Genomic DNA, 13,222 nt, shown 5'->3' on the forward strand with positions numbered 1-13,222 from the left:
AAACCAGCCTGCCAGGCAACGCAACCGGCCCGACTACCACAAGGCAGCCGGGCCGGAAAAACAGAAGTCGGGGCGCCGCTATTTGGTGCTGATTATAATGGCGCCCTGGCGGCCTTTCGCTCCGTATTTCTTGGTAGCACGCTCCGCATCCAGCACGTTCACCGATATGATCTGGTCGACCGGGATGTTGGCTTGCTCTACCGTTGCCTCCTTATCATTAATGATCAGCAGACGCCCGGCCAGGTCAGCCGAGCTGATGCCCCGACCGGCCCCTACTGAGCTGAGTACGCGCTGATCGGCCGCTGCGGCTGGCCTCATAACGATGTTGTGCTCCTTGATGAAGGTCTGCACGGCCGCCGAGTCTTTGTTCTTTTTTGTGATGATGAGAATGGCGCCGTCTGCTGCTTTTTCCCCAAAGGCTTTGCGGCCTTGTTCACCTGTCAGCACGTTCATGCTCTCAATGGCTTTCGGATCAAGGGCGTACACGGCCTCTTTCGTGCTGGGCTGCCCATCCAGGAAGTACAGCGGCTCGGCAGCAGCGGCGGTCAGCGGCTGTCCATCGGCCGAAAACAACACTTTCTCCGGCCGCCGGCCGTAGGCAATTTCGGCCCGGTAGCGCAGGTTGCTACCGTCGGCAGCACGCACTTCGGTCAGGCCAATGAGGCGGTAGCCCGGGTACTGCTGCACAATGTACGCCAGCGCTGCCGGGGGTAGGGCGCTGATGGGGGCAGGCGTTTCTACCTCCGTACTGACAGCCGGCGCGGGGGCACTCAGCATGGCAGAGGTAGCCTCGGGGGCCGAAAAGCTAAGCAGGCCCAGGGCCAGGGGCAGGACGAGCAGGTAGCGGCTGGCCTGCACCCGCGACGATTTCAGGGAATTCATCATCTGGATACGGTTTTTGAGGGTGATAAATGAGAAGGGAGTAACCAGCGCCGGCCCCGGCGCAAGAGTGCTGAGCTGCACCAGGCTGTATTGATAGTCGCGGGGGCTGACGTGGCCAGCCCGCAGCACGGCAGCATCAGTAATAAACTCCAGGTTTTCCTGTATGGCCCGCAGCAGCAGCCACGCTCCCGGGTTCCACCACCCGAAAATGCGCTGTGCGTGGCCCAGCAGCACGTCCAAGGTGTGCCACTGCCGCACATGCACCTGCTCGTGCAGCAGAATGGCTGGTAATTCCGCCCGTGCGTGCTGGGCCGGATTCAGATAGATGGTGCGCCAAAAGGAAAACGGGTTGATAGCGGCAGCCACTTCCCGAAACCTTACCCCCGCTACCTGTGCCGGGCGGGAGGCGCGGTGCACCCCAGCCAGCGAGGCACCCTGCACCAGCAGGCGTAGCGTCATGAACCCTACCCCTACCCAGTAGATAGCCAGCAGCCAGAACCCACCCGTAACGCTCGTTCCGGCGGGGGGCATCGACGCTGCGGCGCTGCTTCCTGCCCAGCTGGGCAGCAGCACACTCAGCTGATTTTCCAGAGCTGCCGGCCGGGGTAGCAGCACCGATACATCCAGCAGCGGGTATGTGGCCGAGAATAGCACTACCCCTGCCAGATACAGCCGGTTCAGCGTATGAAACGTAAGCCGACGCAACAGGGCGTAGTACAGCCCAAGCAGCACCGACAGCGCCAAGTTGGCCTTAATCAGATACAGTAACAAAGCCGGAATCATGACTGCGGGGGCTGTTGTTGCTCAATCATCCGCACAATCTCCTTGAGCTCCTCAGCACTGATTTTCTGCTCCTTGGCAAAAAACGAAACCAGCTCTTTGTAGGAGTTGCGGAAGTAGTCGCCCACGAAGGTGCCCAGGAACCGCTTGCGGTAATCTTCGGCCGGAATCAGGGGCGTGAAGCGGTAAGTGTTGCCCAGCTTTTCGCTGCGCAGGTAGCCTTTGCGCTCCAGGTTGCGCACTGTGGAGGCCAGGGTAGTGTAAGGCGGGCGGGGCTCGGGCAACAGCTCCAGCACGTCTTTGATAAAGCCGCCATTAAGCTGCCAGAAGCCGCGCATAGCCTCCTCCTCGGGTTGGGTAAGTCGTTCCATATCAGAATTTACTATCTTTTCGTAATACTACGAACATTTCGTAAATAGATATAAAAAGTAGACGACTATTTTTCGATAGCGCCCAAAAAAGGCGACCTACTTCGTGCAGGTCGCCTTTTATATGTCTCGTATAGGGTCATCCTGCCACGATTGGCGAAGCACGACAGCCGGTGTAGCAAGCTCAGCATCGCCGAGGCGCCAGAGGTTGCGTTTCTACAGAGGTTGGGCTGCTCGCGGGCTTACCAAACGCGGGCGCGCACATTCTGGGCGCGTACCATTTTGGCATCCTCTTTACAGCCGAACGCCTCGTAGAACTCGGGCATGTTCATGAGCGGGCCGTTGGTGCGGAATTGGGCCGGGGAGTGCGGATCGGTCAGCACCTGCTGCCGTAGATATTCGGGGCGGGCGTTGGTACGCCAGATCTGAGCCCAGGCCAGGAAGAAGCGCTGCTCCGGTGTGAAACCATCGTACTTGGGCCGGGGGCCGTTGCCGTATTTCTGCTGCAATTGCTTTTGTAGGGCGCTGTAGGCCACACTCAATCCTCCGAAGTCGGCCAGGTTTTCGCCCATAGTCAGCTTGCCGTTCACGTACACGGAATCCAAGGGCTGGAAGGCCGAGTACTGCTTGCCTACCAGGTCGGCACGCTGGGTAAACTTCTCAGCATCCTCCTTGGTCCACCAGTCGCGCAGGTTGCCTTCGGCGTCGGACTGGCGGCCCTGGTCGTCGAAGCCATGGGTGATTTCGTGGCCGATAACGGCTCCCATGCCGCCGTAGTTGACCGCATCATCGGCCTTGGGGTCGAAGAACGGGGGCTGCATGATGCCCGCGGGGAAGGTAATGTCGTTCATGGATGAGTTGTAGGAAGCATTCACCGTGGGCGGGGTGAAGCGCCATTCGGTACGGTCAATCGGCTTACCGTACTTGCTCACGTTGTCGTTGTAGGACCACTGCCGGGCGGCCAGCACGTTTTTCAGGTACGACTCGCGCGAGATGGTCAGGGCCGAGTAGTCCTTCCACTTATCGGGGTAACCGATTTTCACGGTGAAAGCATTCAGCTTTTTCAGGGCCTCCTGTTTGGTCGCGTCGCTCATCCAGTCAAGCTGCTGAATGTGCTCCGCCATGGAGGCCTTGATGTTGTTGACCATTTCCAGGGCCTTCTGCTTGGTTTCCGGCGTGAAAGTCTTATCCACGTAGAGCTGGCCGAAGGCCTGGCCCAGGGCCTGGTCGGTGGCGCCCAGCATACGTTTCCAGCGGGGCTGCTGCTGCTTGGCACCCGTCAGCGTCTGCTGAAAGCGGAAGGCTTCGTCGGCGTAAGCTTTGGGTAGGGCCGAGCTAACGGAGCTTACCAGCTGCCAGTCGAGGTAGCTTTTGAGGTTGGCCAGCGGCTCTTGCTTCATAAGGGTACTCACTTCCTTAAAGAAAGCCGGCTGGCCCACAATGACTTCCTTAGCTGCCCCCAGCTTGTTTTGCGCCAGCAGGGTAGGCAGACCGATGTTGGGGAACTGCTGGTTGGCCTCGGCCACCGTCATCTTGTTGTAATTCGCATACGGGTCGCGCAGCTCCACGCGGCTCTTGCTGGCCTTGGCCAGGCGCGTTTCAATGGCCAACACGGCCGCGGCTTTCTTGGTAGCCGTAGCCTCCGGGTCGCCCATAAGCTTGAACGTGTTGGTCATGTAGGCCACGTAGGCGTTACGCACGGCTTTAGAGCGGGCATCGTCCTTGAGGTAGTAGTCTCGGTCGGGCATGACCAGGCCACCCTGGCCCAGGTTCACGGCGTACACGGTGCTGTTTTTCCGGTCGGGGCTCACGCCGGCCCGGAAAAAAGCGCCCGTACCCAGAGCCTGGTGGCGGGCTACTACGGCTTGCAACTCCTTGACATTCTTAGCGGCGGCAATGCGGGCCAACTCCGGTTTGAGAGGCGTGATGCCAGCACGCTCAATGGCCACTGAGTCCATGGCCGAGGCGTAGTAGTCGCCGACTTTCTGCAGGTTGCTGCCTTTAGGCGCATTGCGATTGGCGGCGGCTTCCTCCAGAATCTGCCGGCTCACGGCGTTGTTCTGGTCGGCCAGCTGCTGGAAGCTGCCCCAGCGGACCTCGCTAGCCGGAATGGCCGTGTTCTTGAGCCAGGTGCCGCTAGCGAAATGGAAAAAATCGTCGCAGGGTGCCACCGAACGGTCGATGTTGGCAACGGCCAGGCCCACCCCGGGTACGCTGGGCGCTTCTGGGGTAGTAGTGGTGGTAGCTGCCACCGCCGTAGTAGGTGTGGCCGCCGTAGCAGCCGGTTTCGATGATTTACAGCTGGTTACGGCCAAGCTTGCCACCGACAGGGCTGCCAGCGCCAGGGTATTCTGGTTTTTCATAGATGCAGGAAATACGAAGAAGAGAAAAAGAGAAAAGCGAGCTACCTGGGTAGCCCGCTTTTCAATCTACTTATTTACACTATCTTACCCAATACTACCAAACGCGGGCGCGCACATTCTGGGCGCGCACCATTTTGGCGTCTTCTTTACAGCCGAACGCCTGGTAGAACTCGGGCATGTTCATCAAGGGGCCGTTGGTGCGGTACTGCGCGGGTGAGTGCGGGTCGGTCAGGACCTGCTGGCGGATGTACTCGGGACGGGCATTCGTACGCCACACTTGCGCCCAGGCCAGGAAGAAGCGCTGCTCCGGTGTGAGGCCGTCGTACTGGGGGCGGGGCTCATTGCCGTACTTTTTCTGTAGCTGCTTTTGCAGAGCCGAGTACGCCAGGGCCGTGCCCCCGAAGTCGGCCAGGTTTTCGCCCATCGTCAGCTTGCCGTTCACGAACACCGAGTCCAGGGGCTGGAAGGCCGAGTACTGCTTGCCTACCAGATCCGTACGCTTCGCGAATTCGGCGGCGTCTTCCTTGGTCCACCAGTCGCGCAGGTTGCCTTCGGCGTCGGACTGGCGGCCCTGGTCGTCGAAGCCGTGGGTGATTTCGTGGCCGATGACCGCGCCCATGCCGCCGTAGTTGACCGCATCGTCGGCCTTGGGGTCGAAGAACGGGGGCTGCATGATGCCGGCCGGAAACACGATTTCGTTCATCGTGGAGTTGTAGTAGGCGTTTACCGTGGGCGGGGTCATGCCCCACTCGGTGCGGTCAATCGGCTTGCCGTAGTGCCCCACATTGTCCTTGAACTCCCATTCACGAGCGGCCAGCACGTTTTTCAGGTACGACTCGCGCGAGATGGTGAGGGCCGAGTAGTCTTTCCACTTGTCGGGGTAGCCAATCTTTACCGTGAAGCCGTTAAGCTTCTTCATGGCTTCCTGCTTGGTGGCCGGACTCATCCACTCCAGGGCCTGAATATGTTCGCCCATAGCCTCCTTGATGTTGGCTACCATTTCCAGGGCCTTCTGCTTGGTTTCCGGCGTAAAGGCCTTTTCTACGTAAATCTGGCCGAAAGCTTCGCCCAGGGTGCCATCGGTAGCGCGCAGCATGCGCTTCCAGCGGGGCTGCTGCTGCTTGGCTCCGCTCATCACCTGCTGGAACCGGAACGACTCATCCACGTACGCCTTCGGCAAGGCCGAGGCTACGGAGTTCACCAGGTGAGCCCGCAGGTAGGTTTTCCAGTCGGCCACGGGCTCCTGCTGCAGGGCCGCGCTGGCTTCCTTCATGAACTCCGGCTGGCCCACAATCACCTCTTTGGCCGAGCCCAGCCCTATCTGGGGTAGCATGGCCGATAGCCCTAAGTTCGGGAACTGCTTGTTGGCTTCCGCTACGGTCATTTTGTTGTAGTTGGCGTACCGGTCGCGCAGAGATACGCGGTCCTTGCTGGCTTTAGCTAAGCGCGTTTCCAAACGGAGTACGGTAGCCGCATTCTTGGTAGCGGTGGCCTCACTGTCGCCCAACAGCTTGAACATGTTGGTCAGGTAGGTAGTGTAGGCCGTGCGGATGGTTTTGGAGCGGGCGTCGTCCTTGAGGTAGTAGTCCCGGTCAGGCAAGGTGAGGCCGCCCTGGCCGAGGTAGAGGGCGTACTCGGTGCTTTTCTTGGAATCCTGGCGCACGCCTAGGCCGAATACCGAGCGGGTTTGCAGCATCTGCTGGCGCACCAGTTGGTTTTGCAGGCCTTTCAGGTCTTTCACGCCGTTGATGCGGGCCAATTCGGGCTGCAGATACTTCAGGCCGGCCTTTTCAATGGCCACCGTGTCCATAGCCGAGGCGTAGAAATCACCTACTTTCTGCGCATTGGAGCCTTTGGCGGCCGACTTGTTTGCGGCGGCAGCTTCCAGAATGTTGCGCAGCACGGCGTTGTTCTGGTCAATCAGCGTGTTCCAGGAGCCCCACGACGATTCGGCGGCCGGAATGGGCGTGTTCTTAAGCCAAGTGCCGCTGGCATACTGAAAGAAATTGTCGCAGGGCGACACGGATAAGTCGCGGGTCGAGAGGTCGAGGCCCACGCCGGGCAGTACCGGACCCTTCGGTGCTTCCGAGGGGGTAGTAGTGGTAGCGGCCGTAGCCGTAGTTGTGGTGGCCGAAGTAGCCGTAGTAGCCGGAGTGCTGGAAGCGCAGCCCGTGAGGGCCAGGCCAGCGGCAGTACCCAACGTAAGCAACAGGTAGCTTTTGGAGGTCATGGAGAAGGGAAATGTGGGATGTGAAATGCTGTTGTTTTCTGTCATTCTGAACCCGGGGCAGAACCTTTACTGCCTTATTAGGAGTAGCAGGATTACCTTTTATTACGGGTCCTTTGCTCAGGCTCAGAACGACAGGTGAATACTCAGTAGCGTTAAACTACCAAATAACCGCGCGCTCCGCATCAGGGCGCACCATTTTTTGACCTTGCTGGCAGCCGAACGCCTGGTAGAAGGCGGGCATGTTCATCAGGGGGCCGATGGTGCGGTACTGGCCGGGCGAGTGGGGGTCGGTAAGAATTTGCTGGCGTAGGGCCGCCGGCCGGATGTTCTGGCGGCGCAGTTGGGCCCAGCTCAGGAAAAAGCGCTGCTCGGGCGTAAACCCGTCAATCAGGGGGCGGTTGCCTTTGCCATACGTTTTGTCGAGCTGCTTCTGCAGGGCGCCGTACACAATGGTCAGGCCCGCGAAGTCGGCCAGGTTTTCGCCCATGGTCAGCTTGCCGTTTACGTGCACCGAGTCCAGGGGCGAGAAGGCGTCGTACTGGCGGCCCACTACGGCGGCTCGGCGGGTAAACTCCTCGCCGTCGGCCTTGGTCCACCAGTCGCGCAGGTTGCCCTCCGAGTCGTACTGCCGGCCCTGGTCGTCGAAGCCGTGGGTCATTTCGTGGCCCATCACCCCGCCAATGGCGCCGTAGTTTACCGCGTCGTCGGCGGCAGGGTCAAAGAAGGGCGGCTGCAGGTAGCCCGCCGGAAACACGATTTCGTTCATGGGCGGGTTGTAGTAGGCGTTGATGGTCGGCGGGGTCATGCCCCACTCGTTGCGGTCAATGGGCCCGCCGAACTTCTTCACGTTCTGGCGGTAGTTCCACTGGCGGGCGGCCAGCACGTTTTTCAGGTACGACTCGCGGGAAATGTTTAGCTCCGAGTAGTCCTTCCACTTGTCGGGGTAGCCGATTTTCACCCGCAGGGCGTTCAACTTCTTGAGGGCTTCGGCTTTGGTGGCGTCGCTCATCCAGGTGTTGGTCTGGATGTGCTCGGCCATGCTTTCCTTGATGTTGGCCACCATTTCCAGGGCCTTGCGCTTGGCTTCCGGCGAAAACGCCTTGTCCACGTACAGCTGCCCGAATGCCTCCCCGAGGGTAGCATCGGTGGCCGATTGCATGCGTTTCCAGCGGGCCGCCTGCTGCTTGGCTCCGCTCTGCACCTGCTGGAAGCGGAAGGCTTCGTCGGCGTAGGCTTTGGGCAAAGCCGAGGGTAGGGAGCTGACGAGCTGCCAGGTCAGGTAAGTTTTGAGGTCGGCCACGGGCTCCTCTTTCAGCATGGCGCTGACTTCCCGGAAGAAATCAGGCTGGCCCACAATTACCTCCTTGGCGGCCCCAAGGCCGTTTTGGGCCAGCATGGCGGGTAGGCCGATGTTGGGGAACTGCACGTTAGCCTCCGCCAACGTCATCTTGTTGTAGGTCGAGTTGGGGTCGCGCAGGGCCACGCGGTCCTTGCTGGCTTTGGCCAGGCGGGTTTCCACGCGCAGCACAGTAGCGGCTTTCTGGGCGGCGGTGGCCTCGCTGTCGCCCATCAGCTTAAAGGTGTTGGTGAGGTAGGTGATATAGGCCGAGCGCACGGCTTTGGAGCGCGGATCGTCTTTGAGATAGTAGTCCCGGTCGGGCATGCCCAGGCCACCCTGGCTCAGGTTCACGGCATACACGGTGCTCTGCTTGCGGTCGGGGCCCACCCCAGCCCGGAAAAAGGCACCCGTGCCCAGGGTCTGCTGGCGGGCCAGCTCGGATTGCAGACTTTTCAGGTCTTTGATGGCGGCAATGCGCTTGAGCTCGGGCTGCAGGTATTTCAGACCCGCCTGCTCAATGGCGGCGGAGTCCATGCCCGAAGCGTAGAAGTCGCCGACCTTTTGGGCATTGGAGCCTTTGGGGGCTGAGGTATTGGCGGCGGCTTCTTCCAAAATCTGCCGGAGGGTGGCCTGAGTCCGGTCGCCGAGCAGGTTGCGCGGGCCCCAGCTGGAGGCGTAGGCCGGCACAGGGTTATTCTTGAGCCAGTTACCGCCCGAAAACTGAAAGAAATCCTCGCAGGGCGACACCGAGCGGTCCACGTCCTGGGGGTTGATACTGCGCCCGCCGGTAGTGGAGGCCACAGCAACCGGGTTGGCGGCAGCGGCGGGGGTAGCAGTAGTGGCAGTGGTTGTGAGTTGGCTGGTAGCGCAGCCCGCCAGCGTGAGCAGCAGGGCCGCAGCCCCGGCGCGCGGTGAGGCAGAACGGTTTTTCATTCAGCGAATTAGGGGAAGGGATTTCCGCTAAGGTCGCAGGTTGCGCCGGGAAGGTTGCGCGGGTTGGTGTGGGGGTGTGAGGGGCCGGTGTCAGGTGAGTTAAATGGACCAGCTAGTCACTGATGCCGTGATTACTTCTACCTTTTGCTACAGCTTGATTTTACTTAACATAGTTTTACTTATCGGACAACTTAGCGGGTAAACAGCGTATCACTATGGACAGGTACCCACTGGCCATGTTTCTTGATGGCATAGCCCGTGATACGCATTTTCCCTTCAGTCCCTCGCAAGGAAAAGGTATAGGGCAGCGAGTCGGAAGCCAAGTCCCTCTGGTTGAAAGTTACTTCAAAGAGGGCGTCCTCCCCCAGTCGGGCAACGAGGCGCGGGTGCTGGGGAAGTGTTTCCTCCATTTCTGCTAAAAAAGGGGGAATGTCTTTCCATATCAGGTAGTGCGTGAACTGCTGCATGCTCAAGCAAAGAGCCGCGAAGAGAACCACGTACGGGATAAATTTTTTATAGGTAGCAAAAGTCATGCGGTAGAGGATATAGTGTTTGAAAGTTAGACAGAAGGCTGAAAATGGACCATAGTCAGGCTGTCTGGTTTCTGCGAATTGTCCCTTTACATAATCGAAGTTATTCGATGCTTATGAGAATTTCACTAATCTCTAGGGTTACTATTTCTCTATACGGATAGTACTTTACCTACCAAATTCTCTCTGGAGGCAACGGAGGCAGATTACATATAGCCTTCGAACAAATCTTTAGGGTAGGAAGGGTTCGCCTCCCCTTCCTACCCTAGTAAACCTCCCAAACCTCAGCTACCGCCGGCGCGGCTTGGCTCGCTCGTACTGCTCGGGCCATTCTATGTCAACGCCCAATTCATAGGCAGCGTGCAGCGGGAAGTGGGGGTCGCGGAGGGACTCGCGGGCCAGTAGGATTAGGTCGGCCTGGTTGGTGGCAATGATGTCTTCGGCTTGCTGGGCTTCGGTAATCATGCCCACGGCGCCGGTAGCCAGGCCGGTTTCGCGCTTGATTTGCTCGGCGAACTGCACCTGGTAGCCGGGGCCCACGGGAATATCGGCGCGGGGTACGTTGCCGCCGGTGGAGCAGTCCAGTAGGTCCACACCTTTATCTTTCAGGATGGCGGCCAGTTGCACCGAGTCGTCGGCAGTCCAGCCGCCCTCGGTCCAGTCGGTGGCGGAAATGCGCACCAACAGGGGCAGGTGGTCGGGCAGCTCGGCGCGGGTAGCGGCCACTACTTCCAGCAGCAGCCGGATGCGGTTTTCGAAGGAGCCGCCGTACTGGTCGGTGCGCTGGTTGCTCAGGGGCGAGAGGAACTGGTGGAGCAGGTAGCCGTGGGCCGCGTGCAACTCAATTACCTCAAAGCCAACCGACAAGGCCCGGCGTGTGCCCACCCGGAAGGCTTCTACTACCCCCTGAATATCGGCGAGGGTTAGCTCACGCGGGGCAGGTTCATCGGGGGTAAAGGGCAAGGGACTGGGGGCTACCGTCTGCCAGCCGCCTTCAGCTTCGGGCACCACGGTGCCGCCTTTCCAGGGGCTGCTGTGGCTGGCTTTGCGGCCGGCGTGGGCCAGCTGAATGCCCGCCACGCAGTTCTCGCTTTTCAGGAAGTCCACGATGCGGCGCAGGCCGGGCAGGTGCTCGTCTTTCCAGATGCCCAGGTCGTCGGGCGTGATGCGGCCTTCGGGCACGACGGCCGTAGCTTCCAGCAAGATAAGTGCGGCGCCGCCCATGGCCCGGGCTCCCAGGTGCACCAGGTGCCAGTCGTTGGTAAAGCCATCTTCGGCGCTGTACTGGCACATGGGCGAGATGACAATGCGGTTTTTCAGGGTGAGGCCGCGCAGGGTGAGCGGCGTGAATAGTTGAGCCATTATATGGAGCGAAGAATGAAGTCAAAGTGGAAGCCTGATAAACCGAGGGCCGGGGCCAAGGGTTTTCACGGAGGAGGTTGTGCGCCAACTTGGGGGTAGCCCGAGAAGTAACCAGAGACAGAGAGTAAAAACCATTCGGGCCGGCAAATGGTATGCATCAGGCGCTGGCGGCAAGCCGCCCGGCGCTTTCCCCTCGACCTTCTCCTTCCCCCGCCGCATGCGCACCATCAAAACCCAGCACCGCGCTCAGAACGCGCCCATTGCCGACCTGGTCACGTACCGGGCCCTCCCCACCAACTCGGTCGAACACCTCGACCCGTTTTTGTTTCTGAACCACCACGGCCCCCAGGTGTACCGCCCCAATACCCAGGGTCTACCCTTCGGCCCCCACCCCCACCGCGGCTTTGAAACCGTAACGTTTATTCTGGACGGCGACATTATGCACCAGGATACGGGCGGGCACCAGAGCATTATCGGGCCGGGCGGCATTCAGTGGATGACGGCCGGTAGGGGCCTGATCCATGCTGAAGTTTCCTCGCCGGAGTTCAAGCGCACGGGCGGCCCGCTGGAAATTCTGCAGCTGTGGGTGAACCTGCCGGCCAAGGACAAGATGGTGGAGCCCCGCTACCTTGGGCTGCAGGAACCGGAAATTCCAACGGTGGCGCTAGATGAAGGCCGGGTTACCATTCACGCCGTATCGGGCAACTGGGCTGGTACGGCCGGGGCCGTTACGCCCCTGGCCGATATTCAGCTGGCTACCATTGATTTCCGGGCCGGCGGCAGGCTCGACCTGACCATTCCCGCTGAGCGCACCATTTTCTTTTATACCGTGCGGGGCCGCCTACGCGTGAATGGGCAAGAAACGGAAGCCCGCCGGTTGGTAGAATTCAACTACGACGGTGACGACCTGCAGATTGAGGCCCTGGAAGATGCCGTGCTGCTGCTGGGCCACGCCGAGCCCTTCCGGGAGCCCATTGTGTCGTACGGGCCTTTCGTGATGAATACCGAGCAGGAAATTCGCCAGGCCTATCAGGACTACCAGGCGGGCACGTTTGGGCGCTGGGCCGAATAAATACTTGCCTGCTTAAGGTAAAGAAACGGGAAAACCGTCTGTCAGGGTAGGCCGGTTGTTGGCTGGCCTACCCTCCCTATGGCACACTGTATACACGCTGTTTCGAGTACGACTACGATTAGATTGCGCGCAATCTTTTTGCAGCGTATATTTGTAACCGAATCTGTTACCAATTCCTCATGAATACCCGCTTCGCCGTTGCAACGCACATGCTGGCTTACCTGGCCCACGCCCAGGGGCAGCCGGTTTCGTCGGAGGTGCTGGCTAGTAGCGCGGGTACGCACCCGGTAGTGGTGCGGCGGCTGATGAGCACCCTGCGCGACGCGGGCTTCGTGCAAAGCCAGCGCGGGGCCGGTGGGGGCACCGTGCTAGCCCGGCCGGCTGCTGAAATTACCTTGCTGGATGTGTTTCGGGCCGTGCAGGAAACTGAGCCTGACCTGTTCCAGGTGGGTAGCACAAATCCTAACGCCCACTGCGACCTGGGCCGGGTGATGCAACAAACCCTGGAGGGTATGTTCGGGCCTGCCATTGAGGCCATGCGGGCCGCGCTGGCAGCCGTGACGGTACAGCAGGTAATGCAGGAGCTGGGCAAGCGCCTTCCCAATGGGTGCGCCGGGGCTTCGGGTTGACCTGTTTTTATTTGGCAAGAAATGTAACCAAATCGGTTACTATCTGTCTTTCACCATGTTTCGCTCGGCCTACGGGCCTGCGACTATCATTTGCCGGACTGCGCGGTTGCGTAGTTCGGGTTGCCGGGTCAGCCGGTAGTTATACCCATGAAAAAGATACTTGGCGTGGGGCTTGTCCTCCTCGTCGCGGTGAGCAGCTTCCTGTTGCCCCTCTGGCTTACCCCGGCCGATGCGCCGGCCCCTGGCCTACCTATCGTGGCTACTTCGCACTTTCTGCCGAAGCAAGCTGCTGCCTCTGCTACTACTCAGCCTATTCGCACGGAGTATGCCGGCCGGGTGTGGGAGGTGTATTTTCATGAGGGCCAGCGTGTGCGTAAAGGCCAAGTGCTGCTGAAACTCATCGAAAAGCTTCCCAGCGTAGCCCAGCAGCAGCTACAGGCCCGCCTGCGCCAGCAACAACACGCTTACGATGCTCTGGTGGCTGGCGCCTCAACTTCCGACTCGGCCTTGGCGGCGGCTCGGGAGCAGCTAGCCTCCACCCGCGACCAGCTGGCCCGGGCCGTGCCCCTGCTCAGCTACGTCTTCGTGACGGCCCCGGCCGACGGCATTGTTTCCGGCCAGCTGGTTCGCATTGGCGACTACCTCGCGGCCCAAACGCCGGTAGCGCAGCTTTCCTCGGCCCTGTTAACTGCGGATACCACGCTTCTGCTTTCCAGCGTTGAGTAGTACCGCCT

General features: G+C 60.2%; 10 protein-coding genes. 3 read left to right on the top strand and 7 right to left on the bottom strand.

Annotated elements, in window-relative coordinates; translation table 11 throughout:
* Window positions 1-78 precede the first annotated feature (78 nt).
* The 7 genes from K3G63_RS14840 to K3G63_RS14870 all read right to left on the bottom strand — a co-directional run bounded on the left by K3G63_RS14840 (window position 79) and on the right by K3G63_RS14870 (window position 10,787).
* A complete protein-coding gene (locus K3G63_RS14840; RefSeq protein WP_220614867.1) occupies window positions 79-1,665 on the bottom strand; it encodes a M56 family metallopeptidase in 1,587 nt (528 codons plus the stop codon).
* Complete coding sequence (locus K3G63_RS14845) at window positions 1,662-2,033, bottom strand: BlaI/MecI/CopY family transcriptional regulator (RefSeq protein WP_220614868.1); 372 nt, start codon at window positions 2,031-2,033, stop codon at window positions 1,662-1,664. Before K3G63_RS14845 ends, K3G63_RS14840 begins: the two co-directional genes overlap by 4 nt.
* 239 nt (window positions 2,034-2,272) lie before the next feature.
* Complete coding sequence (locus K3G63_RS14850; protein WP_220614869.1) at window positions 2,273-4,393, bottom strand: M13 family metallopeptidase; 2,121 nt, start codon at window positions 4,391-4,393, stop codon at window positions 2,273-2,275.
* Between the two features lie 94 nt (window positions 4,394-4,487).
* Window positions 4,488-6,623, bottom strand: coding sequence for a M13 family metallopeptidase (locus K3G63_RS14855; RefSeq protein ID WP_220614870.1), 2,136 nt, complete (start codon window positions 6,621-6,623; stop codon window positions 4,488-4,490).
* Window positions 6,624-6,780: 157 nt separating this feature from the next.
* Window positions 6,781-8,895 (bottom strand): M13 family metallopeptidase, encoded by a 2,115-nt coding sequence (locus K3G63_RS14860; protein WP_220614871.1) that lies wholly within the window; start codon window positions 8,893-8,895, stop codon window positions 6,781-6,783.
* Between the two features lie 191 nt (window positions 8,896-9,086).
* Complete coding sequence (locus K3G63_RS14865; protein ID WP_220614872.1) at window positions 9,087-9,428, bottom strand: hypothetical protein; 342 nt, start codon at window positions 9,426-9,428, stop codon at window positions 9,087-9,089.
* A 285-nt stretch (window positions 9,429-9,713) separates the two neighbouring features.
* On the bottom strand, window positions 9,714-10,787 hold the full coding sequence (locus tag K3G63_RS14870; protein WP_220614873.1) for an NADH:flavin oxidoreductase/NADH oxidase: 1,074 nt from the start codon (window positions 10,785-10,787) through the stop codon (window positions 9,714-9,716).
* A gap of 217 nt (window positions 10,788-11,004) precedes the next feature.
* Here K3G63_RS14870 and K3G63_RS14875 point away from each other — a divergent pair, with 217 nt between their 5' ends.
* The 3 genes from K3G63_RS14875 to K3G63_RS14885 all read left to right on the top strand — a co-directional run bounded on the left by K3G63_RS14875 (window position 11,005) and on the right by K3G63_RS14885 (window position 13,214).
* Window positions 11,005-11,859, top strand: coding sequence for a pirin family protein (locus K3G63_RS14875; protein WP_220614874.1), 855 nt, complete (start codon window positions 11,005-11,007; stop codon window positions 11,857-11,859).
* Window positions 11,860-12,038: 179 nt separating this feature from the next.
* On the top strand, window positions 12,039-12,488 hold the full coding sequence (locus K3G63_RS14880; RefSeq protein WP_220614875.1) for an Rrf2 family transcriptional regulator: 450 nt from the start codon (window positions 12,039-12,041) through the stop codon (window positions 12,486-12,488).
* A 147-nt stretch (window positions 12,489-12,635) separates the two neighbouring features.
* On the top strand, window positions 12,636-13,214 hold the full coding sequence (locus K3G63_RS14885) for an efflux RND transporter periplasmic adaptor subunit (protein WP_220614876.1): 579 nt from the start codon (window positions 12,636-12,638) through the stop codon (window positions 13,212-13,214).
* Window positions 13,215-13,222 lie beyond the last annotated feature (8 nt).

This window comes from Hymenobacter sp. HSC-4F20, assembly GCF_019599275.1.
Lineage (GTDB): Bacteria > Bacteroidota > Bacteroidia > Cytophagales > Hymenobacteraceae > Hymenobacter.

Excerpts from the sequence above, each read along its gene's own strand:
- K3G63_RS14840 (WP_220614867.1), bottom strand. The coding sequence starts at position 1,665 with ATGATTCCGGCTTTGTTACTGTATCTGATTAAGGCCAACTTGGCGCTG.
- K3G63_RS14845 (WP_220614868.1), bottom strand. The coding sequence starts at position 2,033 with ATGGAACGACTTACCCAACCCGAGGAGGAGGCTATGCGCGGCTTCTGG.
- K3G63_RS14870 (WP_220614873.1), bottom strand. The coding sequence starts at position 10,787 with ATGGCTCAACTATTCACGCCGCTCACCCTGCGCGGCCTCACCCTGAAA.
- K3G63_RS14860 (WP_220614871.1), bottom strand. The coding sequence starts at position 8,895 with ATGAAAAACCGTTCTGCCTCACCGCGCGCCGGGGCTGCGGCCCTGCTG.
- K3G63_RS14875 (WP_220614874.1), top strand. The coding sequence starts at position 11,005 with ATGCGCACCATCAAAACCCAGCACCGCGCTCAGAACGCGCCCATTGCC.
- K3G63_RS14865 (WP_220614872.1), bottom strand. The coding sequence starts at position 9,428 with ATGACTTTTGCTACCTATAAAAAATTTATCCCGTACGTGGTTCTCTTC.
- K3G63_RS14850 (WP_220614869.1), bottom strand. The coding sequence starts at position 4,393 with ATGAAAAACCAGAATACCCTGGCGCTGGCAGCCCTGTCGGTGGCAAGC.
- K3G63_RS14885 (WP_220614876.1), top strand. The coding sequence starts at position 12,636 with ATGAAAAAGATACTTGGCGTGGGGCTTGTCCTCCTCGTCGCGGTGAGC.
- K3G63_RS14880 (WP_220614875.1), top strand. The coding sequence starts at position 12,039 with ATGAATACCCGCTTCGCCGTTGCAACGCACATGCTGGCTTACCTGGCC.
- K3G63_RS14855 (WP_220614870.1), bottom strand. The coding sequence starts at position 6,623 with ATGACCTCCAAAAGCTACCTGTTGCTTACGTTGGGTACTGCCGCTGGC.